Origin of the sequence: Corynebacterium dentalis (genome assembly GCF_900232865.1) — a bacterium.
GTDB classification, from domain to species: domain Bacteria; phylum Actinomycetota; class Actinomycetes; order Mycobacteriales; family Mycobacteriaceae; genus Corynebacterium; species Corynebacterium dentalis.
The window spans coordinates 171,218-194,698 of the sequence record NZ_OCTS01000002.1 but is presented as its reverse complement, the minus strand read 5'-3'; the positions used below and the strand labels follow the sequence as shown (position 1 = coordinate 194,698).

23 protein-coding genes are annotated in these 23,481 nt (G+C 60.7%); 14 read left to right on the top strand and 9 right to left on the bottom strand.

Going from position 1 to position 23,481, the window contains the following annotated elements; all coding sequences use genetic code 11:
- The first annotated feature begins 12 nt into the window (after positions 1-12).
- Both tsaD and CS919_RS02475 read left to right on the top strand, forming a co-directional pair.
- Complete coding sequence (tsaD, locus tag CS919_RS02480; RefSeq protein ID WP_099297911.1) at positions 13-2,610, top strand: tRNA (adenosine(37)-N6)-threonylcarbamoyltransferase complex transferase subunit TsaD; 2,598 nt, start codon at positions 13-15, stop codon at positions 2,608-2,610.
- Positions 2,611-2,736: 126 nt separating this feature from the next.
- On the top strand, positions 2,737-3,165 hold the full coding sequence (locus CS919_RS02475; protein ID WP_099297910.1) for a hypothetical protein: 429 nt from the start codon (positions 2,737-2,739) through the stop codon (positions 3,163-3,165).
- A gap of 5 nt (positions 3,166-3,170) precedes the next feature.
- Here CS919_RS02475 and nadC read toward each other — a convergent pair whose 3' ends face one another.
- Positions 3,171-4,058, bottom strand: a complete 888-nt coding sequence (gene nadC / locus CS919_RS02470) for a carboxylating nicotinate-nucleotide diphosphorylase (protein ID WP_099297909.1) — start codon at positions 4,056-4,058, stop codon at positions 3,171-3,173.
- A 35-nt stretch (positions 4,059-4,093) separates the two neighbouring features.
- Positions 4,094-5,047, bottom strand: a complete 954-nt coding sequence (nadA, locus tag CS919_RS02465) for a quinolinate synthase NadA (RefSeq protein WP_234990783.1) — start codon at positions 5,045-5,047, stop codon at positions 4,094-4,096.
- 400 nt (positions 5,048-5,447) lie between these two features.
- Between nadA and groES the strand changes: the two genes are divergently transcribed.
- On the top strand, positions 5,448-5,744 hold the full coding sequence (gene groES / locus CS919_RS02460) for a co-chaperone GroES (RefSeq protein ID WP_099298035.1): 297 nt from the start codon (positions 5,448-5,450) through the stop codon (positions 5,742-5,744).
- Between the two features lie 13 nt (positions 5,745-5,757).
- Positions 5,758-7,371 carry a chaperonin GroEL gene (gene groL, locus CS919_RS02455; protein ID WP_099297908.1) on the top strand — a complete coding sequence of 538 codons (1,614 nt, stop codon included), beginning with the start codon at positions 5,758-5,760 and terminating at the stop codon, positions 7,369-7,371.
- A gap of 230 nt (positions 7,372-7,601) precedes the next feature.
- On the opposite strand, the gene CS919_RS02450 is transcribed toward groL, so the two are convergent.
- Positions 7,602-7,907, bottom strand: coding sequence for a WhiB family transcriptional regulator (locus tag CS919_RS02450; RefSeq protein WP_099297907.1), 306 nt, complete (start codon positions 7,905-7,907; stop codon positions 7,602-7,604).
- A gap of 419 nt (positions 7,908-8,326) precedes the next feature.
- On the opposite strand from CS919_RS02450, the gene shbA reads away from it, so the two are divergent.
- Entirely contained in the window at positions 8,327-8,914 is a 588-nt protein-coding gene (gene shbA, locus CS919_RS02445; protein ID WP_099297906.1) for an RNA polymerase sigma factor ShbA, read from the top strand.
- A 22-nt stretch (positions 8,915-8,936) separates the two neighbouring features.
- Positions 8,937-9,896: a hypothetical protein gene (locus CS919_RS02440; RefSeq protein ID WP_099297905.1), complete on the top strand. Its 960-nt coding sequence runs from the start codon at positions 8,937-8,939 to the stop codon at positions 9,894-9,896.
- A 95-nt stretch (positions 9,897-9,991) separates the two neighbouring features.
- Here the strand turns inward: CS919_RS02440 and CS919_RS02435 are convergent, their stop codons facing one another.
- The gene (locus CS919_RS02435) at positions 9,992-10,381 is read right to left on the bottom strand and encodes a DUF5319 domain-containing protein (RefSeq protein WP_099297904.1); all 390 of its coding nucleotides are present in this window, start codon (positions 10,379-10,381) and stop codon (positions 9,992-9,994) included.
- A gap of 223 nt (positions 10,382-10,604) precedes the next feature.
- Here CS919_RS02435 and guaB point away from each other — a divergent pair, with 223 nt between their 5' ends.
- The 3 genes from guaB to guaA are packed head-to-tail and all read left to right on the top strand — an operon-like array spanning position 10,605 to position 14,956.
- Complete coding sequence (guaB, locus tag CS919_RS02430) at positions 10,605-12,137, top strand: IMP dehydrogenase (protein WP_099297903.1); 1,533 nt, start codon at positions 10,605-10,607, stop codon at positions 12,135-12,137.
- 30 nt (positions 12,138-12,167) lie between these two features.
- On the top strand, positions 12,168-13,346 hold the full coding sequence (locus tag CS919_RS02425; protein WP_099297902.1) for a GuaB3 family IMP dehydrogenase-related protein: 1,179 nt from the start codon (positions 12,168-12,170) through the stop codon (positions 13,344-13,346).
- A gap of 29 nt (positions 13,347-13,375) precedes the next feature.
- Entirely contained in the window at positions 13,376-14,956 is a 1,581-nt protein-coding gene (guaA, locus tag CS919_RS02420; RefSeq protein ID WP_099297901.1) for a glutamine-hydrolyzing GMP synthase, read from the top strand.
- Between the two features lie 149 nt (positions 14,957-15,105).
- Here the strand turns inward: guaA and CS919_RS02415 are convergent, their stop codons facing one another.
- Positions 15,106-15,519 carry a hypothetical protein gene (locus CS919_RS02415; RefSeq protein WP_099297900.1) on the bottom strand — a complete coding sequence of 138 codons (414 nt, stop codon included), beginning with the start codon at positions 15,517-15,519 and terminating at the stop codon, positions 15,106-15,108.
- A gap of 244 nt (positions 15,520-15,763) precedes the next feature.
- Here CS919_RS02415 and imuA' point away from each other — a divergent pair, with 244 nt between their 5' ends.
- From imuA' to CS919_RS02400, 3 genes are all read left to right on the top strand, one after another.
- Positions 15,764-16,468, top strand: a complete 705-nt coding sequence (gene imuA' / locus CS919_RS02410; RefSeq protein WP_099297899.1) for a DnaE2-dependent mutagenesis accessory factor ImuA' — start codon at positions 15,764-15,766, stop codon at positions 16,466-16,468.
- On the top strand, positions 16,465-18,177 hold the full coding sequence (locus CS919_RS02405) for a Y-family DNA polymerase (RefSeq protein ID WP_099297898.1): 1,713 nt from the start codon (positions 16,465-16,467) through the stop codon (positions 18,175-18,177). The genes imuA' and CS919_RS02405 overlap by 4 nt, the downstream gene beginning before the upstream one ends.
- Before the next feature lie 62 nt (positions 18,178-18,239).
- Positions 18,240-19,247, top strand: coding sequence for a ferredoxin family protein (locus CS919_RS02400; protein WP_099297897.1), 1,008 nt, complete (start codon positions 18,240-18,242; stop codon positions 19,245-19,247).
- Between the two features lie 51 nt (positions 19,248-19,298).
- Here the strand turns inward: CS919_RS02400 and CS919_RS02395 are convergent, their stop codons facing one another.
- Positions 19,299-19,670, bottom strand: coding sequence for a VOC family protein (locus CS919_RS02395; RefSeq protein ID WP_200818325.1), 372 nt, complete (start codon positions 19,668-19,670; stop codon positions 19,299-19,301).
- A gap of 78 nt (positions 19,671-19,748) precedes the next feature.
- On the opposite strand from CS919_RS02395, the gene CS919_RS11020 reads away from it, so the two are divergent.
- On the top strand, positions 19,749-20,330 hold the full coding sequence (locus tag CS919_RS11020; RefSeq protein WP_099297895.1) for a TetR/AcrR family transcriptional regulator: 582 nt from the start codon (positions 19,749-19,751) through the stop codon (positions 20,328-20,330).
- Between the two features lie 121 nt (positions 20,331-20,451).
- Positions 20,452-20,721, top strand: a complete 270-nt coding sequence (locus CS919_RS02385) for a hypothetical protein (RefSeq protein ID WP_099297893.1) — start codon at positions 20,452-20,454, stop codon at positions 20,719-20,721.
- Positions 20,722-20,825: 104 nt separating this feature from the next.
- Here CS919_RS02385 and CS919_RS02380 read toward each other — a convergent pair whose 3' ends face one another.
- From CS919_RS02380 to CS919_RS02370, 3 genes are read right to left on the bottom strand one after another with little or no spacing between them, the layout of a single operon-like run.
- Positions 20,826-21,515, bottom strand: a complete 690-nt coding sequence (locus CS919_RS02380) for a methionine ABC transporter permease (protein WP_099297891.1) — start codon at positions 21,513-21,515, stop codon at positions 20,826-20,828.
- On the bottom strand, positions 21,512-22,561 hold the full coding sequence (locus tag CS919_RS02375; protein ID WP_099297889.1) for a methionine ABC transporter ATP-binding protein: 1,050 nt from the start codon (positions 22,559-22,561) through the stop codon (positions 21,512-21,514). The genes CS919_RS02380 and CS919_RS02375 overlap by 4 nt, the downstream gene beginning before the upstream one ends.
- A 49-nt stretch (positions 22,562-22,610) precedes the next feature.
- Positions 22,611-23,477 carry a MetQ/NlpA family ABC transporter substrate-binding protein gene (locus tag CS919_RS02370; protein WP_099297887.1) on the bottom strand — a complete coding sequence of 289 codons (867 nt, stop codon included), beginning with the start codon at positions 23,475-23,477 and terminating at the stop codon, positions 22,611-22,613.
- Positions 23,478-23,481: the final 4 nt, after the last annotated feature.

The window sequence follows — 23,481 nt, the reverse complement described above, 5'->3', positions numbered from 1 at the left end:
AGGATCTGCACCATGTACGTCTTGACCGTCGACACGTCGACTTCCTATGTTGTGGCCGGAATCGTAGAGGTCTCCGATAGTGCTGCGGAGGTGACTTCCGGGGAGCAATCCCAGGTATCCGTGCTGGCCGAACGCGTGGTGGATAATCCGCGCGGGCACATGGAGTTGTTGACGCCCAATATCGTCGATTGCCTCGCCGAGGCTGGTCTTTCCCCCGAGCAGTTGGGCGCGGTGGTCGTGGGCGTGGGGCCTGGTCCGTTCACCGGATTGCGGGTGGGCATGGCCACCGCGCAGGCTTTCGCCGATGCGCTGTCCATCCCAGTTCACGGTGTGGAATCCACCGCGGCGATGGCCGTGCGCAGCATCCTCGAGCAGCGCCGGAACGGTGTGAGTAACTTGGACGAGAGCGCCGAGCTCCACGTCCTCGCCGACGCCCGCCGTCGCGAGTGGTACTGGGCCAGCTACGCCCTGCGCGCCGGGGACAATTCCACCGACTTGTCGCAGTGCACCCTCGAAACACTTCGGGAACCTGCAGTGGATAAGCCCGCTGCGATTGTGCCCCAGCTGCCTGCCGGGTCCCCCGTGGTGATGGGCAAGACCATCGCGGATGATTCGGTGGATTGTGTTTCCGACGCCGATGCTCAGCCTTCTTCAGCCAGTCTCGTGATAGCCGCACTCTTGGCCCGCGGGGGAGTCAACCAACGGGCGGTGCGCTCTTTGCGCGGAACGGGCGAGCCCCTACGGGCGCTGTATCTGCGCCGCCCCGATGCGATTGAGCCGAAGCCTAAGCCCGTGCCCACCTCGGTGGACTTCGGTGCCGTGTCCGGGGAACAAGACGGCGATAAGCAAGACAGGGAGCGCGAGGCTGCAGGCGCCGAGCTACTCGAGCCCCGTGTGGTGATGCTGGATCGCTCCCACGCCGAGGCGATGGAGAAGATCGAGCACCAGCTTTTCGTAGGGGATTCGCCCTGGTCGCTGGCTGGAATCCAGCACGAGCTGGACGCGATGAATACGCAGTACTTCGGGCTCATCGCAGGCGATCAACTGGTGGGGTATTTGGGACTCGCCAAGAATGGCCCCAGCGCTGAACCGGAGTGGGAGATCCACACCGTGGCGATCGCAGAGCAGCAGCAGGGTCGGGGATACGCGCATCGATTGCTTCGCGCTGCCCTGGATGCGGTGGACGCGGCCGGTGGGCCTGTATTCCTTGAGGTGAGGACGGATAACGATCCCGCCGTGGGACTGTACGAACGCTATGGTTTCTACATCACCGGCACCCGGAAGAACTACTATCAGCCCAGCGGCGCCGATGCGTTCACGATGATGCGCCCCGCCTCAGGGGAAGACGTGGATGCCTCCCAGTTCCACGGCGCGGATCCGCGGAATAAGGCAGCGCGAGAGAACGGACAGAACTCCTTCCAGCCGGTATTCGCTTCGCAGAGTGCAGAGGACAGCAGTAAGGATGAGGCGGTCAGCTCCAGCCGGGTGATCCTTGGCGTCGAAAGTTCCTGCGATGAGACAGGGGTCGGCATTGTCGAACTGACCACCGAAACCACTGGCCCACAGGTGCGCATGATCAGCAACCGGGTGGCCAGCTCCATGGAACAGCACGCGCGGTTCGGCGGAGTGGTGCCGGAGATCGCGAGCCGGGCGCACCTCGAGGCGATGGGGCCGACGATGCGCGAGGCTCTGCGGGATCTGCGCAAGGACCGTGCCGCACGCGGGATGAGCACGTCATACATGGAAAAGCCCGACGCGGTGGCGGCCACCATCGGCCCTGGCTTGGCAGGCGCATTGCTGGTGGGTGCAGCTGCTGCGAAGGCCTACGCGGCGGCGTGGCAAGTGCCGTTCTATGCCGTCAACCACCTGGGCGGGCACGTGGCGGTGGACCTCCTGGCAGAACAGTCAGGGCAGACAGAGCGTGCCGAGGCACCAGCTGAGCAAACGGATGGGCCGGGCTTGGACAACGTCATCGCGCTGCTCGTATCCGGCGGGCACACCCAGATTCTGCACGTGCAAGGCGTGGGTAAGCCCATGCAGGAGCTGGGCAGCACGCTGGATGACGCAGCTGGTGAGGCCTATGACAAGGTCGCGCGCTTACTGGGACTGGGCTACCCAGGAGGCCCCATCATCGACCGCCTGGCTCAACAGGGAAACCGCAAGGCTATCGCGTTTCCGCGCGGCATGATGCGTCAGCAGGATTCTCGCTATGACTTCAGTTTTTCTGGACTCAAGACCGCGGTAGCGAGGCACGTGGAAAAGGCAGAAAAGGATGGCATTAGCATCCTCGTGGAAGATGTGTGCGCATCCTTCCAAGAAGCAGTGTGCGACGTACTGACCTTCAAGGCCGTGCGAGCAGCTCAGGATGTGGGGGCGACCACGATGCTGTTGGGTGGGGGAGTTTCCGCCAACTCGCGACTGCGCGGATTGCTGGCAGACCGGTGCTCCTCTGCAGGTATTCAGTTGCACGTTCCGCCGATGTCCTTGTGCACGGATAACGGAGTGATGATCGCCGCATTGGCTGCGCAGCTGATCGCCGCCGGGGCAGAAGCTAGTGAATTGACAGTGGGAACAGACCCCGGACTGGAAGTGGAAGTACCACTGGTCTAGTGACCTGCAGTGTTCTTGCGCTGCAGGAAAGTAGTACTGCTGGCAAAATAGCTGTGAATTACTTACTGTGACCCTCATCAATTTTTTAGCTGGGTCAAAATGAGCGTTGAAATTGAAGGAGAAAACATGGCACGCAGCCTCTTGGTCACCCCAGACCTCAAGGTAGAAGAGCACGATATCGAGCTGTCTCAGGCCGCGGAGATGCTGGGTGGAAGCGCTGACGATCGCCTCCACGTGGCCTTCGTTGAGTCTGGCCTGACCATTCCGGCTATTTACTCCTCCGAGGCTGCCAAGGCTGAGACTCCTGAGCCAAACCCACTGGCTTCCATGGGTCGCAACGAGTCCGAGATCGGAAACGCACGTTTCCTCTCTGACCCCACTCGCGCCATCCTGGGTCCCGTCCTCTTCGTGGGCGAAAACGGTGCGGATCTCACCGATGAAGAGGTCGAGTCCGTACACAATGGTATTCGCGCCGTAGAGAACTACCGTGCTGACCAGCCAGAAGAGTTCAACCTCTGGCACGATGCCGTGGTGAACCTCACCCGCGGCATCTAGCCCAACTACTGGAAATCGAGACCGAGATCCAGCACTGCGGCGGAGTGCGTGAGCGCGCCGACCGCGATGTAATCCACGCCCGTTGCTGCGTATTCCGCAGCATTGCGGAGGGTCAGCCCGCCGCTGGCTTCTGTTTTGACCCCCGCCGGCTCGGTGATTGTCACAGCCTCACGGGTGGTTGCTGCGTCCATGTTGTCCAGCAAAATGAGGTTTGCACCCACCTGCACAGCTTCCTTCACCTGCTCTAGGGTGTCGCATTCCACCTCGATGGAGATATCGGTTGCCTGAGCCTTGACCCGGTTGAAGGCTTCTTGCAACCCACCCACGGCGGCGATGTGGTTGTCCTTGATCAGTGCGGCATCGCCTAATCCCATGCGGTGATTGGTTCCGCCGCCGTGCACCACCGCAGCCTTTTGCAGAACTCGTAGACCGGGGATGGTTTTCCGGGTATCGCGGACTTGCGTGTGCGCCTCGGGCACAGTGGCGAGTGCATCCGCCCACTCTGCAGTCGCGGTGGCCACTCCAGACAGGTGGCACAGCAGATTGAGCAGAGTGCGCTCGGCCGTGAGAACCACTCGGGTGGGTCCGGTGATCTCCAAGATGGCGTCCCCCGGCTGGACCCGGTGACCGTCGGAAATCAGGATTTCTACGGTGACCTTCGAGATTGTTTCGACCGTAAGCTCAGCTGCGATGAACGGAGCCAGGGCGGCAACGAGAGTGCCGGAGAGTGCCCCGTGCCCGCGGCTGACCACCAGCGCGCGACAGTGCGCGGCCTCCTCGATGGTGGAATTGGTGGTGACATCAGGACCCCATTGCAGGTCTTCTTCCAAGGTGGAACGAACCAACGCATAGGCATCGTTGACCTGCTTCTGAGTCCATCCAGCCTCCTGCATAGAGGAGCGAAGATGGGGTGGGATGTTCGGTTCTGTCATTCCCCACCGCCTGGGGTGCCGATGGCGATCATGGCCTCGACACTACGACGCGCAGCATCGGCAACATCGGTAGGAACATCTACTTCATCGCGGCCTTCCTCCAGGCTGCGCAGCAATTTATCTGGCGTGATCATCTGCATGAAGGGGCAGGCTGCCTCAGGATTCACGGCTAAGAACTCCGTGTCCGGACGTGCCTTACGGAGTTGATGGAGCATGCCTACTTCCGTAGCCACCAGTACGGTGTTGCGCGAATTCTTCTTCGCCTGATCCAGCATGGCTCCGGTGGACAGAATGTGGGTGCGATCGCGCGGGAATTCACCCGAATCCGCCATCCACAACGCGGAGGTAGTGCAACCACACTCTGGGTGGACATAAAGATCGGCCTCGGGATGAGAGCGCACGGTGTCCGTGAGATCCGTCGGGGAGATATCCGCGTGCACGTGGCATTCGCCCATCCAAATGTGTATGTTCTCCCGCCCTGTGCTGCGCTGAACGTGCGCGCCTAAGAACTGATCCGGACAGAACAGTACCTCTTGATCAGCAGGGATGGACTCCACCACGTCCACCGCATTGGACGAGGTGCAGCAAATATCGGTCAATGCCTTTACCTCGGCGGTGGTGTTCACATAGCTGACCACTACCGCGCCGGGGTGCTCGTCCTTCCACGCGCGTAGATCCTCGGCGGTAATGGTGTCCGCCAGGGAACAGCCTGCCGCAGCATCAGGAATGAGCACTCGCTTATCTGGAGACAGGATCTTGGCGGTCTCCGCCATGAAATGCACGCCGCAAAAAATCACCTCATCGGCATCCGTGTCCGCAGCAATGCGGGATAGGCCAAGGGAATCTCCCACGTGGTGAGCCGCATCTTGGATCTCTGGCAGTTGGTAGTTGTGCGCCAAGATCACCGCGTTGCGCTCTGTGGCCAGGCGATGCACTTGGTTGCGCCACAGTTCCCACTGCTCGTTGCTCCACTCGCGCCACGGAGTATTCCGTAGTTCGTCGAGGGCGGAAGCATCGACGGCGGGGGAGTTGGCGTCGGAAATTGAAGGAGAGGAAGGAGGTGCCACTGTGAGATCCTTTGCACACACGGGAGCCAGAGGACGCCAGCGAACTGCACGAACGCCGACGTCCGAGGAACAAAAACTTCCAAAAACATTATCATGTGACCCGGACAACACCGGGACGTTGATATGGGCAAACTCAAGTGTTGAGCGCTAGCACTCACAGGGGTAGAGTGCCAGTAGGTTGTTTGACACACAGTTGTTCACCCGCGACGACGGCTGTGCGCGGAAACCAACCGGCACAATCGACAACACTCGATAACACTACGAATACATGGAGGTATTCATCGTGGCTAACGTGAACATCAAGCCGCTGGAGGACCGCGTACTGGTCCAGATCGTCGAAGCAGAGACCACCACCGCATCCGGCCTGGTTATCCCTGATTCTGCGAAGGAAAAGCCACAGGAAGCTACCGTCATCGCCGTCGGCCCAGGCCGCGTATCCGGCGAAGACCGCATCCCAATGGACGTGAAGGAAGGCGACACCGTTGTCTTCTCCAAGTTCGGCGGAACCGAGCTGAAGTACAACGGCGAGGAGTTTTTGCTTCTGAGCCAGCGCGACATCCTCGCAGTCATCGAAAAGTAAGCGGGTAACTTCCATGTCAAAGCTCATTGCATTCGACCAAGAAGCACGCGAAGGCCTGCAAAAGGGAGTCGACGCACTGGCTGACGCGGTGAAGGTAACCCTCGGCCCGCGTGGCCGCAACGTGGTGCTGGACAAGGCCTTCGGTGGCCCCACCGTCACGAACGACGGTGTCACCATCGCCCGCGACATCGACCTCGAAGATCCCTTCGAGAACCTAGGCGCACAGCTGGTGAAGTCCGTGGCCGTTAAGACCAACGACATCGCTGGCGACGGCACCACCACCGCAACCCTGCTGGCACAGGCCCTCATTAATGAAGGTCTGCGCACCGTTGCTGCGGGTGCAAACCCGATCGCCGTGAACCGCGGCATCGAGATCGGCACCCAAAAGGTCATGGAGCTGCTGCGTGAACTCGCGCAGCCCGTGGCTGATTCTGCAGCGATCGCCAACGTGGCCACCGTCTCCTCCCGCGACGAGAAGATCGGCGCAATGGTTGCCGATGCTTTCGACAAGGTGGGCAAGGACGGTGTGGTCACCGTGGAAGAATCTCAGTCCATCGAGGATGAGTCCACGGTCACCGAAGGTATTTCCTTCGACAAGGGCTACCTGTCCCCGTACTTCGTCACCGAAGAAGAGACCGGACACGCAGTGCTGGATGATGCACTCATCCTGTTGGTGCGCGACAAGATCAGCTCACTGCCAGACTTCCTGCCCCTGCTGGAGCAGATCGCGAAGTCCGGCAAGCAGGTGCTCATCGTTGCCGAGGACGTGGAAGGCGAGCCACTGCAGATGCTGGTGCTCAACGCCATCCGCAAGTCCCTGAAGGTGGTTGCCGTCAAGGCTCCATACTTCGGTGATCGCCGTAAGGCCTTCATGGATGACCTTGCCATCGTTACCGGTGGTGTAGTGGTGGACAAGGAGCTCGGCCAGTCCCTGTCCGAGACCACCCTGGAGCAGCTAGGATCTGCACGCCGCGTCACCGTGACCAAGGAAGACACGGTCATCGTTGACGGTGGCGGAGCTGCCGAGGCCGTAGAAGAGCGACGCAACCAGCTGCGCACCGAGATCGAGCGCACCGATTCCACGTGGGATCAGGAAAAGCTGGAAGAGCGCCTGGCCAAGCTGTCCGGCGGTGTCGCAGTGCTTCGCGCTGGCGGTGCTACCGAGACCGAGGTTAACGAGCGCAAGCTGCGCGTCGAAGATGCCATTAACGCTGCGCGTGCCGCAGCGCAAGAGGGCGTTATCGCCGGCGGTGGCTCCGTGCTGGTGCAGATCGCAGAGCAAGTCAACGCGCTGGCTGCGGACTACGACGGCGACGAGGCCATCGGTCTGCGGGCGCTGGCACGTGCACTGCGCCGCCCTGCCTTCTGGATCGCGGACAACGCTGGTCTGGATGGCGCTGTGGTGGTCGCACGCGTGGCCGAGCAGCCTAATGGTTCCGGCTTCAACGCCGCCACTCTGGAGTACGACAATCTGCTGGAGAAGGGCATCATTGACCCAGTCAAGGTGACCCACTCCGCAGTTATCAACGCGACCTCCGTGGCACGCATGGTGCTCACCACCGAAACTGCTGTGGTGGATAAGCCAGCCCAGCCAGCAGCAGCTGGGCACGCACATCACCACCACTAAAGGTGCATGAACACCCCTTGGGGTGAGACCGTGCGCTAGAGCAGCGCTTTCAAGCGTTGTCTAGCGCACTTCAAGAACAAAAGGCGCCCTCGCTGAGTTTGGTCTCGAAAGAGACGATAAACCACGGCGAGGGCGCCTTTGTATGCGACAACTGAACCACGGCTTGAGAGGGACGGTGCTGGGTGGCGCGAACTAATTCAGCATTGTTGTTACTTCAGAGCGACAGTTAATTAAGCAGAGAAGCGACGGTGACGATTCCGAGAGGTGGGGCGCAGGATTGCATCGCGTTCAGACTCGGACATGCCACCCCAGATGCCGTAGGGCTCGCCCACGGACAGTGCATGGTCTCGGCACTGCTGCATGACGGGGCACTCTGCGCAGATCGCCTTGGCGCGTTGTTCACGCATTGCGCGAGCGCGACCGCGCTCGCCGTCCGGGTGGAAAAACACGGAGGAGTCTGCACCACGGCATGCGCCGTGCAGCTGCCATTCCCAGATGGAAGAGTTTGGTCCCGGAAGCTGGCTTGGCTGAGGCATCGGTTGAATCTCCTTGAAAGTCATGGTGTCGCGTTCGACGTGTAGAGATTCTCGGGGGCATATGAACGAAAGGTAACGAGTGGATGCTGTATAGGTAACGCAGACAAAAAGCCTATGGAAACCGGGGGTACTTGCCCCGTGCCACCTGCACTTATCGACCATTATTAACGGAAGATGAAATGTGTTGGCCGAACCTGTGCGTCCCCTTAATGGGGGAACCAGCTACCCCCATGGTGTCCCTACTTTGCTCGACTTTCGCCATTGTTGCCAGTGTGAAAAACTTTTGATGTGGAATGTAAATGTCTGTGCACAAGTGCAATCAGGCTGACTTTGAGGTAATTGAACTGTGATATTTTGTTGTGAAGCTGCGCGGTGAATTTCATCGGTAGGCAACCGCTTTGCATAGAAACTATGGATTAATGACTACAACAGTGGATACAGACGCGGCCATCGCCGCCGCAGTGCCTGGTGCTGTTGAAGGCGATCCGAAACGGCTGCAGAAGCTCATTAACCTCATTCATCCCCAAGTGGTTCGCTACTGCCGTGCCCGTGTCGGTTCGAACAGGTATCCCACCGCGGACGATGTGGCCCAAGAGGTATGTCTTGCCGTGGCCCGCGCCATGCCGAAGTTTGACGAAAAAGGCGTGCCGTTCATGGCGTTCGTTTTTCGTATCGCCGCGAACAAGATTGTCGATGCTCGCAGGATGCACTCGAGGGATCTCGCACAGCCTACTGACGAGATGCCGGACGAGGAAGAAGTCAGCCAGACACCCGAGTCCGAAATTCTTTTGCTTGACTCGTGTAACGAGGTCTCCGGCCTGCTCGATTTGTTAAGTGACAAGGCGCGAGAAATCATCACACTCCGCGTTTTCGGAGGCTATTCGGCCGAAGAAACTGCTCAAATTCTCGGTACGTCAGCTGGTGCCGTGCGAGTGGCACAGTTCCGAGCCCTCGCCAAGCTGCGGGCTTATGTGGAACAACAACGAAACAATCCAACTGCGGACTGACAAGAATCAGGAAACCAGGACAATGAACAACAAAGAATCCTCCCAAGCCTTCGGATCATTTTCCGAGGTCATGGCGGAGGATCGTGCGCTCGATTTAATCGGGCAAGGTCAGAGTTTTGAGAATAACCTGGAAGACTCTGACCAGCTGTACGCGCTGTTTTCGGCCGCTAAGGCGGAAGCAGACGCGGACATTCCTGCGCCTCCGCTGCTTGCAGATCTGATGGGCGAACCTGCCCTGACCGGTTCGGATAATGCTGAAGATGTGCACCCAGACGTCATCCCACTGCGGAAGAAGCGCGGCGGCTTGCTAGGCCGCCGTGCCGGAGCCGCCGTGGCTGCCGGTGGAACCTCGATTACCTCCATGCTGGTTGCCGGTGGCGTGGCGGCGGCCTTGGCTGTGGGTGGCTTGGGATACGCCGCGTACACCACTACGCAGTCGAACGTGAACGAGTCTGACACCGCTCAGCAGCAAGAGTCCACGCAGTCGGTCACTGATGGAACCAGCAGCGTAGGTACCTCAACCGTCTCTACGGGCCAAGGAGATGCACAGCCATCCGCCGAAGATGCCCCCGACCGACCTGGACGGGGAATGGGTGCTGCGGAGCCAAGCTCAGACAACCCAGAGCCAAGCGAGGAGAAGCAGGAACTACCAGTTCCAGATGCGCAGAACCTCGCCGATGGTGAGCAAAACATCACGAACCCCGCGCTTGAAGGCCTAGAGGGACTAGAAACTCAAGAATTAGCCCCCACCATGACCGAGATGACTGGCCAGGACCAGGCAGCTCCAACAGTTCCTGCGAATCCAGGTGCAGGTGCACTCCGCCCACAGCTGGCAGCACCGCCAAAGCCTTTTGAGACTGAGGAAACCACCGGCACCACGGAGTCCGAATCCACCACGGCAAACCAGGGACAGGGCCAGCTGCAACAGCAGCAGGAACGCCCGAGTCAGCAATCGCCGGCGGGAAGCACGGATACTCGCTAATTAGCCCGTAATCGCGCAACGCAAACAATGAGCCCGCGAGCACCGAAAGGTGCTCGCGGGCTCATTGCGTCGGGAAAAAGAAAGAAGAAGAAAAATCAACGCTGCCAGGGGAAACGAGGCCGCAGCCCGTTGAACGCGAAATCCATCGCATCGGCATAACCCAAGCAATAATCCCACGTCACGTAGTGCTCAGGATTCGGCTGCGCGCCTGGCTCGTGGACAGGGACGATCTGCTGATCCAACAGCGTCTTGATGTTGGACTCGATGATGCCCCAATCATAAAAGTGCATCTCCTCGCAGTCCTCGCACAGCATGGAAACTCCGCGAATGCCACGCGGCTCCAGCAAACGCTTGAAATCGCGGACGTTGACCAGATCAGATTCCAGCGCTTCCCGTTCCTCAGCGGAAACGGGTGGGTAATCTTCGTCTGGCTCCAGCAGAGATGCCGGATCGTTTGGGTCGTCCGCAAAAGGATCCAGAGGCATGTCATGATTACCGTAACTCACAGATCACATACTACCTGCTAGATAGCCCCAGAGAACAACAATCCACGGTGAGCGCGGTATTGTTGAGACATTCATGCGTGGCATGCCCCAGCCACGTACCAGCGTGGCAATTTTGCAAAAATTGTGAATCTCCAAAAGATCCACCCCAGTGATCCAGAACGATGCACAGATTCAAGATCGATAGATTGAGGAAGGAAACGGCGTGACAAACCCGCAGACCGTATCCACCGGCGGCGACGACCCACAAAAGGTCTCACTCGTAGGACTTACTTTTGACGATGTTCTCCTGCTCCCAGACGCATCGGAGGTCATTCCTTCCAAGGTCAACACTTCCACGCAGCTGACCCGCAACATCAGCATCAACGTGCCCATCCTGTCCGCCGCTATGGACACGGTGACCGAAGCCCGCATGGCCGTGGCAATGGCTCGCCAGGGTGGCGTGGGCGTTTTGCACCGCAACCTGTCCATCGAGGACCAGGCGCAGCAGGTGGAGATCGTCAAGCGCTCCGAGGCTGGCATGGTCACGGATCCCGTGACTGCCTCCCCAGACATGAGCATTCAGGAAGTGGATGACCTGTGCGCCCGGTACCGCATCTCCGGCCTGCCCGTTACCGATGAGGCTGGCCTGCTGGTGGGCATCATCACCAATCGCGACATGCGTTTCCAAGAGGACTTCAGCAGCAAGGTTGCAGACGTGATGACCAAGATGCCGCTGATCGTGGCACAGGAAGGTGTATCTGCCGAAGCTGCGCTGCGCTTGCTCAGCGAGCACAAGGTGGAGAAGCTGCCCATCGTCGATGGTGCTGGCAAGCTCACCGGCCTGATCACCGTCAAGGACTTCGCCAAGCGCGAGAAGTACCCAGATTCCGCCAAGGATTCCTCTGGCCGCCTGCTGGTGGCTGCCGGAATCGGCACCGGTGAGGATTCCTGGAAGCGCGCCACCGCCCTGGTGGACGCTGGCGTGGATGCCCTGGTGGTGGACACCGCGCACGCGCACAACCGTGGCGTGCTGGACATGGTTGCTCGCGTGAAGAAGGAGTTCGGCGATCGCGTGGATGTCATCGGCGGCAACCTCGCTACTCGCGGTGCGGCGCAGGCTATGATCGACGCTGGCGCGGATGCCATCAAGGTGGGCATCGGCCCAGGCTCCATCTGCACCACCCGCGTGGTGGCAGGTGTTGGCGCCCCACAGATCACCGCCATCATGGAGGCCGCTGTGCCTGCCCACAAGGCTGGCGTGCCCATCATCGCCGATGGCGGCATGCAGTACTCCGGTGATATCGCCAAGGCGCTGGCAGCCGGTGCTTCCTCCGTCATGCTGGGCTCCATGCTCGCCGGAACGGACGAGACCCCAGGCGAGACCGTCACCATCGCGGGCAAGCAGTACAAGCGCTACCGCGGCATGGGTTCCATGGGCGCGATGCAGGGTCGCGGCCTGACCGGCGAGAAGCGCTCCTACTCCAAGGACCGCTACTTCCAGGCGGACGTCAAGTCCGAGGACAAGCTGGTTCCGGAAGGCATCGAAGGTCGCGTGCCCGTGCGCGGTTCCATCGAGACCTTGCTGCACCAGCACGTGGGTGGCCTGCGTGCCGCTATGGGCTACACCGGTGCCGCTACCGTCGCTGACTTGCACAAGGCTCGTTTCGTGCAGATCACCGGCGCTGGCTTGCGCGAGTCTCATCCCCACGATGTCCAGGGCATCGTCGAGGCTCCGAATTACAACCCCGCTCGCTAGCTTTCAAGCGCTTTAGGACAGGTTAGATTCATGCAGGAATTTGTGGATATTGGACGCGGCCGGGTGGCTCGCCGGGTGTACGGCCTGGATCAGGTGGACATCGTCCCTTCGCGCCGTACGCGCAGCTCACATGACGTGGACACCACGTGGAAGATCGATGCTTATGACTTCGACATTCCCGTGATGGCGCATCCCACCGATGCCGTGGTGACCCCGGAGTTCGCCATCGAGTTCGGCAAGCTGGGTGGTCTGCCTGTCATCAACGCCGAGGGTCTGTGGGGCCGCGCTGCGGATCTGGATGCCGCGCTGCGCGAGGTGGCCGAGGCCGCCCGCCGTTCGTTGTTCGGTGAGGTTTCTTCGTCCGACGCCAACTCCGCCGCCACCGCACCCTTCACCGTGGACAGCGGGGAGGCGAACCAGGTGCTCCAGCGTCTGCATGCGCAGCCGCTGGACCAAGATCTGCTGCTGGAGCGCTTGAGCCTGGTGCGGGATTCCGGCGTGCGCTTTGCGGTGCGCGTGTCTCCGCAGCACGCTGCTGACCTGGCGCCCGTGTTGATTAAGTCCGGCTTGGACATGCTGGTGATCCAGGGAACTCTGGTTTCTGCTGAGCACGTTCATCGGGATGGCGAGCCGCTGAACTTGAAGGAGTTCATCGGTTCTCTCGATGTGCCGGTTATTGCTGGTGGCGTGGTGGATTACACCACGGCTATGCACATGATGCGCACCGGCGCTGCCGGGGTGATCGTGGGCTCTGGCGATACCACCAACACTGCATCGCTGGGTATCGACGTTCCAATGGCCACGGCCATCGCGGATGCCGCAGCTGCCCGCCGGGACTACCTGGATGAGACCGGTGGCCGCTACGTCCACGTCATCGCGGATTCTGAGCTGCTGACTTCTGGCCAGGTGGCCAAGGCCATCGCCTGTGGCGCGGATGCCGTAGCGTTGGGAGCTCCTTTGTCTGCGGCGGAGTCCGCAGGTGCACCGGAGTGGTACTGGCCAGCTGTGGCGGGCCACCCGAAGGCTCCACGTGGCGAGGTGAGCTACACCGGTGATTACGGCACACTTCCGCTGGAAGAGCTGCTGTTTGGCCCTACTGCAAACCCTTATGGCGTGCAGAATATTGTGGGAGCTTTGCGTCGATCCATGGCCAAGTGCGGTTACACGGATCTGAAGAGCTTCCAGAAGGTTGACCTGGTAGTTCGCTAGCGCGGTTCGTGCAGGTAGACTCTGTACCTGTGACTGAGACAGACCACATTCAGCCCCCGCGCCCAGTTCTCGTCGTTGACTTTGGCGCGCAGTACGCCCAGCTCATTGCACGTCGCGTGCGTGAGGCAAATTTGTACTCCGAGGTCATCCCTCACTCGATGCCTGCCGATGAGGTGGCTGCGAAGAACCCCGCAGCTCTGATCTTGTCCGGCGGCCCGTCCTCCGTGTACGTCGATGGCGCCCCAGCCCTGCAGGAAGAACTCCTGAACCTGGGCGTGCCTGTGTTTGGCATTTGCTACGGATTCCAGGCCATGACCAACGCCCTGGGTGGCACGGTCGCAGAGACCGGCCTGCGTGAGTACGGACGCACCGCGCTGCAGGTCACCGGTGGCGAGCTGCACTCCGGCTTGGCGGCCGAGCACCAGGTGTGGATGAGCCACGGAGATTCCGTATCTGAGGCCCCCGAGGGTTTCCAGGTGACGGCCACCTCCGAGGGTGCTCCGGTTGCCGCTTTCGAGTGCCCCGAGCGCCGCATGGCCGGTGTGCAGTACCACCCAGAGGTTCTGCATTCACCGCATGGGCAGGAAGTTTTGCGTCGATTCCTCACCGAAACGGCCGGCCTGGAGCCCACCTGGACGGCGGGCAACATTGCCGAGCAGCTGATCGAGCAGGTCCAGGAGCGGGTGGGACCTGAGGGTCGCGCCATCTGTGGCCTGTCCGGCGGCGTGGATTCCGCCGTGGCGGCGGCTCTGGTGCAGCAAGCGATCGGCGATCGTCTGACCTGTGTGTTCGTGGATCACGGACTGCTGCGCGAAGGCGAGCGCGAGCAGGTGGAACGCGACTTCGTGGCCGCCACCGGAGCAAACCTGGTGACGGTGGATGAGCGCGCTGCCTTCTTGGACAAGCTGGCTGGCGTGTCCGATCCGGAAGCCAAGCGCAAGGCTATTGGCGCAGAGTTCATCCGCTCCTTCGAGCGTGCCGTGGCGGGTGTGTTGGACTCCGCTCCGGAAGGTTCCTCCGTGGACTTCCTGGTGCAGGGAACGCTGTACCCAGACGTGGTGGAATCCGGCGGCGGCTCCGGCACCGCGAACATCAAGAGCCACCACAACGTGGGCGGGCTGCCTGATGACGTGGAGTTCCAGCTGGTCGAGCCACTGCGCCTGCTGTTCAAGGACGAGGTACGCGCGGTGGGCCGCGAGCTGGGTCTTCCCGAGGTCATTGTGGGACGCCAGCCGTTCCCTGGTCCTGGCTTGGGCATCCGCATCATCGGCGAGGTCAACGAAGAGCGCCTGACCATCCTGCGCAAGGCAGATGCAATTGCGCGCGAGGAGCTGACCATCGCGGGGCTGGATGACACGATCTGGCAGTGCCCAGTGGTTCTGCTGGCCGACGTACGCTCCGTGGGCGTGCAGGGCGATGGACGCACGTACGGACATCCGATCGTGCTGCGCCCCGTGTCCAGCGAGGATGCGATGACCGCGGACTGGACGCGCGTCCCATACGACGTGCTGGAGAAGATCTCCACCCGCATCACCAACGAGGTGGAGGACGTTAACCGCGTGGTGCTGGACATTACGTCCAAGCCACCGGGAACCATCGAGTGGGAGTAGGTCTCCTGCGCGGGCTCTGTGGAGCCTGTCAGTGACCTACATGAGAAAGCCGGCCGCTTTTTCCGAGAAGGTATTTCTTGGAAGAGCGGCCGGCTTTCTGTGTGGGCTGAGCTTTGTGCCGGGCTTTGTGCCGGGCTTTGTGCCGGGCTTTATGCGCGGCGGTTATCGTCCGCGAGGGGGCGGATATGGGCAGTGCCGTCCAGCTGTGGGTGGACGAACCACGCGTACGCAGCGGCGATGACCCACACGATGACCGCTAGAACCCAGCTTCCTGTGACGATGGGCAGTACCATCAGGGCCAGCCAGAGCGGGAACAGAGGAAGTACCTGGCTGATTGTGGTGGTGTATTTTTCATTGCGCTCTTCCACGGCGGCGCGGACGCGACGTCGATAAGGATGGCTGAAAGTCACCATCAACCCGGCGGCCACACAGACAACCAGGCCGATCACCTTGAAGCCGTTGGGGATGGGCATCGCCATGACGGCAACGGCCAAGCCCAGCAGGATTGAGGTGGCGGCGCGCACGGGGGTGGGGGCGGCAACGATGAGGGTGCGGTTAGTCATGGTGTTCCAGTGTAGAAGCAGTGGTGGATAGGGTGCGCAGTTGACGTAGGGGATGGGGAGTTTTACGCTAACTATAGCGAACATGTGTTCTAATTTAATTCTCGATGCGCGGGTTGGTTGTCTCGGCTGTGTAGTACATATGTTCGTAGTGAACAGGGCGGTGAAAGTATGCACTTTGCCGCATGGCGTGACGGTTAATCTGCACGTTAAACCATTAATTGAGACTTAAGAGGAGGTGTTCACCATGGCTAGTTCTACGCAGCAAGAGTTAGATCATACTATCTATGACCTACGTAAGAAGATGGCTCGGATTTCCGGGAAGACGTCCACGCCGGAGAGTTTTCAATCGCGCGTGGTGGACACACTTCCGAGCCCGCCGTGGTTGGAGCAGGCGATCGATACGGGCGGCATTCCACGGGCGATGGTGACGGCCGTGGCGGATTGTCCCGCAGTGCACGTGGATCTGTTGGTGGCGGCCACGCAGGCCGGCAGTTGTGTGGCCATCGTGGGATATCCGCAGTTGGCGTTGGCTGCTATCGATGCCGCTGGGGGAGACCTCGAGCGGGTGGTGGTGATCCCGGACCCGGCTCCGCACGCGGCCGCGGTGTTGGGCACGTTGGTGGAGGGCGTGGACATGGTCTTTTATCGTCCTGCCGCCAATGCCTCGCCCACGTTCGCGCGTCCCGTTGAGGCGCGGTTGCATAAGAGCCGCTGCGCGCTGGTGGTTTCTGGCCATGCGTGGCCGAAGGTGCAGCTGAACATTGATGCGCACGTGGTGGGCATTCGCGGGTTGGGCCGCGGATATGGCCGCGTGCGCGGGGTGGAAGTCGACGGCCGCGTGTGGGGTAAATCCCAACCTCCGCGCCGCTTCCACGCCGTGGTGGGGGAGCGGATGGATGTGGTTTCTTTGTCCGACGCCACTTCTGAGCTTCAGGAGATGGCCCGATGAGTCAGCGCGTGACGGTTCTATGGTTTCCGGATTGGCCTGTCTATGCCATCGGGAGAGCACATGGATGGGATTTGCTGCAACCCGCGGCGGTGATCGCGGAACACCGGATTTACGCGTGCAATGCGGCGGCGCGGAAAGCGGGCGTGAAGAAAGGGATGAAGCAGCGCCATGCGCTGTCCGTGTGTCCGCAGTTGGCGGTGGCTGATGACGATCCCGCGCGCCAGCTCGCGGTGCACGATGATGTGCTGACTGCGCTCGAGCAGGTGGCGGCCGGAGTGGAGACGCTGCGCCCGGGGTTGCTGGCCTTCCCTGCTGATTCTTTGGCGCGGTACTACGGCGGGGAAGACTGTGCGGTGGAGCTGCTGTTGGATGCAGCGGTCCGTCAGCAGGCGGACTGTTTGGCAGGCACGGCAGATGATGTCGTCACGGCGGTGTGGGCGGCGCGTCGAGGTAAGAACATTGCGCCTGGTAGCGGGCCGCAGTTTGTGCAGAGTCTGCCCGTGGGAGAGATGGTCAGCGAACCCGCTTTGGCTGGCTCGCAGGAGGTCGTTCACGTGCTGCGACAGCTGGGTGTGCGCACGATGGGAGACTTCGCGAACTTGCCGCGAACGGACGTCTCTGCGCGGTTTGGGGCGGTCGGGGCTCAGTGGCACCGGATTGCCTGCGGGGATATCGATCGCGCGGTGGCGCCGCGACGGGATATTCCTGCTATTGCTGTTCGGCAGGATATGGATGAGCCCATCGCCAATACGGAAACGGCAGCCTTTGTGGCCAGAAAGGTGGCAGCGCGGCTGCACGCGGAGCTCTTCGCAGCGGGAGATGCCTGTTTGCGGTTGGCGGTGCGGGCCTACCTTTCGGCTCCGGCAGGTTATGCGGGCGCCACGATGATTGAGCGCGTGTGGCGCTGCCGGGAACCTCTGACGGAGGAGGACACCGCCCAGCGCGTGCGGTGGCAGCTGGAGGGATGGATTACCCGGCTGCGCCAGCAGGCGCCGACAGGCGCGGCGAGCACCACGAGCACGGCGGATGGTGCTGGTCAGGGCGGTGATAGCCATGTTGAGACGGAGCATTTCGGCGAGCCCGTGGGTGTGGCCGCCTTGGAACTCGTGCCCGTGGAGACAGTCCCCGCGGGCAAAGTAGAGTCCGCGCTCTGGGGCGGCCCCGATGAAGGAATGCGCGCCATCCGCGCTGCCGCCGGACGCGCGCAAGCGCTCATCGGGGTGCACAACGTGTTGCGGCCCGTGCATCGTGGAGGCCGAGCTGTGGCCAGCAGAGTGGTGACAGTGCCCTACGGTGACGAAGACCCAGAGTCGGTCAGTGCTTTGCCTACGCGCCAGTGGCAAGGAGAGCTTCTGCACCCGCTGCCTTCGGTCATTGGGGCGAAGGCAGCAGGGAAGGCTGCCGGGATGGACTCGGGAATGACATACCCTTCGGCTGCCCACCCCGCCGCAAAAGTAGAGGTGCGCACTGGAGATGATCAGCCCATTCACGTCTCCGGACGCGGGCTGCTCAGTGGTGAACCTGCCTACCTGCAGTGGGGTGGACGGCGCGTGGAGGTCACCGGATGGGCAGGGCCATGGCCCGTGGATGAGCAATGGTGGGCGCGCGGCAAACGCTACGCCCGAATGCAGGTAGCCACCGCAGATCCTCCCGGAGCGTTCCTACTGGTCAGCCGTGATACCGCCTGGAGGATCGAGGCCTCGTACTGAGAGATAAGGAGCACGGGGAGAAGGTGGCGTCGGGGAAAAACCCCACTGGTAACCTGAAACCTATGTCCACGAGGAGAAACCCACTGGCCGGCATCGCCATGAGCGGTCCGGATGATGAGGAGAAGTGGAAGGAATCTGTCTGCTCCACGCTGACCGGGGAACAGCTGGCGGGGACGGCACGCGGGGGCAATGTCATCCTCGCGCTGGAGCATCCGCGCGGGTGGGGGCGTGACATCCTCGACGGGGAAGCCCTGGGCGCGGAGCTATCGCAGCAGATCAAGAAGTTCATCAAGAGCCATCGCGCGCAGCTGCAGTTCATCCGGCAGCCGGGGCGCGCCGGACAGCACCACGAAGCCGATGACCTACGGCCCTTGCTCTACATCAGCTGGTCGGCAGGAGTGGGCGATCCAGCGCAGCCGGTGCTCGAGCGTATGCGTGTCGACGGGCCGGAATCGATCCTGGAACTGGACCTTTCGCAGCCAGGAAATACGCCGGGGGCGGAGCGAGTGGAGCATCCCGTGCTGCTGGTGTGCACACATGGCCGGCGTGATCTGTGCTGTGCGGTGTGGGGCAGGCCTTTGGCGTCTGACCTCTCGGAAAAGTGGCCTAGGGACTACGTCTGGGAAACCTCCCACACCAAGGGACACCGCTTTGCGCCAGCAACGATGCTGCTGCCGGGAAACTACTCCTACGGGCGCAACGCGGTGAACTCCGCCAGCGAAATCCTGGAGTACGCGCAGCGAGGGGAACTCTGGCTGCAGGGAAACCGCGGACGCGGAGTGTGGGACGGGCCGGGGCAGGTGGCGGAACTGGCCGCGGGCCGGATGCTGCACGATGCGGGGGAGACCGTTCCGCTGGCCGGGTTGCAGATCAGCGCTCTTGAGAGCCAGCCGGGCGATAAGCGACGGGCAACGCGCGAAGTGCAGGACGGTGCGACTGGGCGCCGGTGGCTCGTGGAGCTAGAAAGCCGACCGTCGGTGATGGCCAAGGGGTCCTGCGGCGACAAGCCGAAGCGCGCGAGCTCCTGGGTGGTGCTGGATGTGCAGGAAGTCCTAGAGAGCGGCCGCTAGGTAGCCGGCAAACTCTTAAGGGCTCTGTAAAAAGTACAACTATCGAAAATTCTAGGACGAATAATTTTCGATGAAGGTGGAGGAGGGGGCAATGTTCTGGATCACATCGATGAGTATTCCTTCTGGGCCTTCAAGGATGAAATGTCGTTGGCCGAAATCCTCGTCCTTGAGAGGAAGCTTCACAACACAGTGTTCATTATGGACAAGACGGCTGAACTCCAGTTCTGCATCCTCTACCTCAAAGTTGAGGATTAGCCCAGTGGTGTGGTTCCGAAAATTATCTGGAATAGTTTCGTGATTGTGAGAAAGAAGTGCCAGTTCGGAGCCATCGTTTTCGAGACTCATGTACCACTGTGATGTGAAGGTCGATGAGAAGCCGAAGTGTTGAATGAAAAATTGTGCGCAAGCAGAGGTATCTTTCACGAGAATGACTGGATAAAAGCTGGAGAAATACAAGACAGTTCCTTCCTTTACGTACAGGGTGTATGTAAAGGAAGTTGAGTGCCTAGAAGAACGGCAGAAGATGCGCGGAGAACGGCTCAGCGGCTGGTGGAAGTTGCAACGGAAGTTTTCATAGAGCGAGGTTTCGCGGCAACTTCAATGACTGAAGTTTGCCGACGGGCGGGAGTAACGCGGGGGGCGATGTACCACCATTTCGGTGATAAGACTTCGTTATTCCGTGGAGTAGTTCGGACAGAGCATGAGAGAATCCGCCTGGCAATCGAACAGGCAGTGCAAAATGAAAATTCAGATCTGTCACGAATCAAGAAGGGAAGCAGAGCTTTCCTGGTTGAGGCCTCGGGATCGCGATCAACGAGGATGCTCCTAGTGGAAGCTCCAAACATTTTGGGGTGGAACGAATGGCGCCAGATGGATCAGGGGGCCTCAGTTGAAGCGCTTCGCGAAGGGTTGAGTGGGATGGTTTCGCTTTCTGAACTAGAACCATTGGCATTGGCCCTGTCCGGTGCAATGAACGAGCTTGCAGTCTGGGTCGCCAGGCATGGGGATTCCGAGTTTGCTCTCAATTCAGCAACTTCGACAGTAGACCGGATGATCGAAGCTATCTTCGTCAACGAGGGATGATTTGATGCGAAAACGTGCGAAGTTGTGAAGGCGCGAGAATCCCACCGATTCAACATCTGGATGAGCACTCGCTTCCGAAATCTCAATACCCGTGCAATTTTCTACTGGTACCCTAGATTGCATGAGCAATGAAAATTCAAGCACGGGCGCTGGCGAGGCTAGCGACATCGGACCATCAAGCGCACGAGCAGACGACCTCTACAACCACATCGGTAAGCACATCAGCTTCCAGGTGGAAGGCAAGTCCGTGGAAGGAACCTTCGAAGGCTACGAAGAGTCCGAAGGCATCGAGACCAAGACCCTTCGCGTGAAGACGGATGGCGCCGAGGACGACGTGGTCATCGTCGGTGTGAACAGCGATGCTGTGATTCTGATTGACGACGACAAGTAACAGCACGCCCGCTTCGACACAACAACCCCACCCGGGAAACCAGGTGGGTTTGTTATCGAGAGTAGCGGCCCGGCGAGAGGAAGGCGCCGACCAGCCAGCGGAAACTACCGGCGCATGATCTTGCGCGCCGCCCAGTTGCCCAGAAGCTGAGCGATCTGGACAATCACGATGATCACCAGCACTGTGATCCACGTGACCTGGTCGTTGAAGGAGCGGTAGCCGTAGACAATGGCGAAGTCTCCCAAACCACCAGCGCCGATGTATCCGGCCATCGCGGACATATCCACAATCGCGATGAACACGAAAGTGAAGCCCAAAATCAGAGGGCCGAGGGCCTCGGGGATGATCACCGAGGTGATGATCTTCAGCGGAGAAGCGCCCATGGACTTCGCAGCTTCCACCACACCTGGGTCAATGGACACCAAATTCTGCTCCACGATGCGCGCAGCACCGAAGGTGGCGGCCACCACCATGCCCACGATCGCAGCCTCGGTACCAATACGCGTGCCCACCAGCACATCCGTCAGTGGACCAATGGCGGTCAGCAAGATGATGAACGGGATGGGGCGGAAGAAGTTCACCAGGAAGTTCAGCAAGAAGTACACCGGGCGGTTCTCTAGGATGCCGCCGCTGCGAGTCGTGTACAGCAGCAATCCGAGCAACAGTCCCAAGATGCCGGAAAGCAGCAGCGTCACGGAGACCATGTAGAGGGTGTCCCAGATGGCGTCCTGGAAGAATCCACCCAGGCGATCCCAGTCCATCTGAGCCAGAATCATCGTGTTGTCTGTGCTCATCGGATCTCCTCAATCTCGGTGTTGGCCTGCATGGTCTGGTAGAACTCTTCGATTGCGGATTCCGCCTGTGGGGTGGAGGCGGACATGCGCATCGTCAGCTTGCCGAAGCTGTGCTGCTGCAGCGTGGTGATTCCACCGTGGACGATATTGACTGTCACACCTGCGTGGGAAGCTTTGGAGATGGCGTCGAAAAATCCGATGCCCTCCGCCATGGTCACGGTGAACAGGCGACCGGACTTGGACTGCAACGCCTCGGATTCCACCATGTCCGGCGTATTGCGCAGGGAGGTAGCCACAAAGTTGGAGGCCACAGCGGTGCGGGGGTTGGAGAAGACATCGTAGACCGTGCCTTCTTCCACGACCTCGCCGCCTTGCATGACCACCACGCGGTCGGCGATGCTGCGCACCACTTCCATCTCGTGAGTGATCACCACGATGGTGATACCCAGCTCGCGGTTGACCTTGCGCAGCAGTTCCAGCACGTCGTGCGTAGTGGAGGGGTCCAGGGCGGAGGTGGCCTCATCGGCCAGCAACAGCTCTGGGTTGGTGGCCAGCGCTCGGGCGATGCCCACGCGCTGCTTCTGTCCACCGGAGAGTTGCTCGGGGTAGGCCTTGCCCTTATCGGACAGGCCCACAAACTCCAGCAGCTCCTGCACGCGCGCCTTGCGCTCGGCTGCGCCCATACCCTGCAGCTTCAGTGGGTAGGCGATGTTGCCTTCCACGTTGCGCGACGTCATGAGGTTGAACTGCTGGAAGATCATGCCGATGTTGGAACGCAGCTTGCGCATCTGCGATTCCTTCAGGGGGACGATGTCCTTGCCATCCAACAGGATCTCGCCGGAGCTGGGGCGATCCAGGCCGTTGATCTGGCGAACCAGGGTGGACTTGCCGGCACCGGAGTAACCGATGATGCCCACGATGGAGCCGGACGGGATGGAAATGCTGACGTTCTTGAGCGCCGTGACTTCCTTCCGGCCTTGTTTGAAGACCTTGGTGACGTTGCGGAACTCGACGCTGGTGCCGGTGTGTGTGGCCGTTTCAGCCATGGGAATCCTTGGTGTGTAGAGGTTATCGAGGCCGATTCGTGCGCTGTGGTTACTTGCTTTCGTGAATCTTCTGTTCGACGTCAGCGAGGATGCCTTCCAGCTCCTCGCCATCCTTCTTCACCTCAACAGAGGTGCCCTTGGACTGACGCTCGATGGCTTCCTGAACCTTCTGGGAGTGCCACACGTCAACGAGCTTGAGCAGCTGCTCATCGTTCTTGTGCTCCTGAGTGGTCACAAAAGCGTTGATGTACGGCTGGGCCTCGGGAGCCTCTGGGTTATCGCCGAAGATGGCGCTCTGTGGATCGATGCCGCCGCGCTCCAGGAAGGAGTTGTTGATGATGGAAGGGGTGCCGCTCATGTACGAGGTGACGGTCTGGGCTGCGTCCACTGGGGTGACCTTGACCTTGGACTTGTCCTGGTCGATGTCAGCTGGGGTGGGCGCCAGCAGGCCTTCTTCGCGGAGGGTGACCAGCTTGGCCTGGACCAGCACGTTGATGGCGCGTCCCTGGTTGGTTGGGTCATTCGGGATGGCGACTTCGCCGGCTTCCTCGATGTCCTTCAGCTCGCTGTGATCCTTGTAGTAGATGGCCAGCGGGATGATTTCGGTGGCGCCGATGGGGGTCAGGTCTGCATCGCTGTTGACGTTGTAGTCTGCGAGGAACATGAGGTGCTGGAAGTTGCTGACGTCGATTTCGCCGTCTTCCAGCGCGCGGTTGGGCAGGGAGTAATCGCCGTAGTTGACGAGTTCCACGTTCAGGCCCTGTGCCTTGGCTTCTTGTTCGAAGACCTGCCACTGCTCTTGGCCTTGGTCGGTAGTGCCGACCTTGATGGTGTCTGCATCGTCACCGCAGGCTGCCAGGGAGAATGCTGCGGCTGCTGCAACGATGGTGGCTGCTGCTTTTTTGCGAAGGGACATGTGG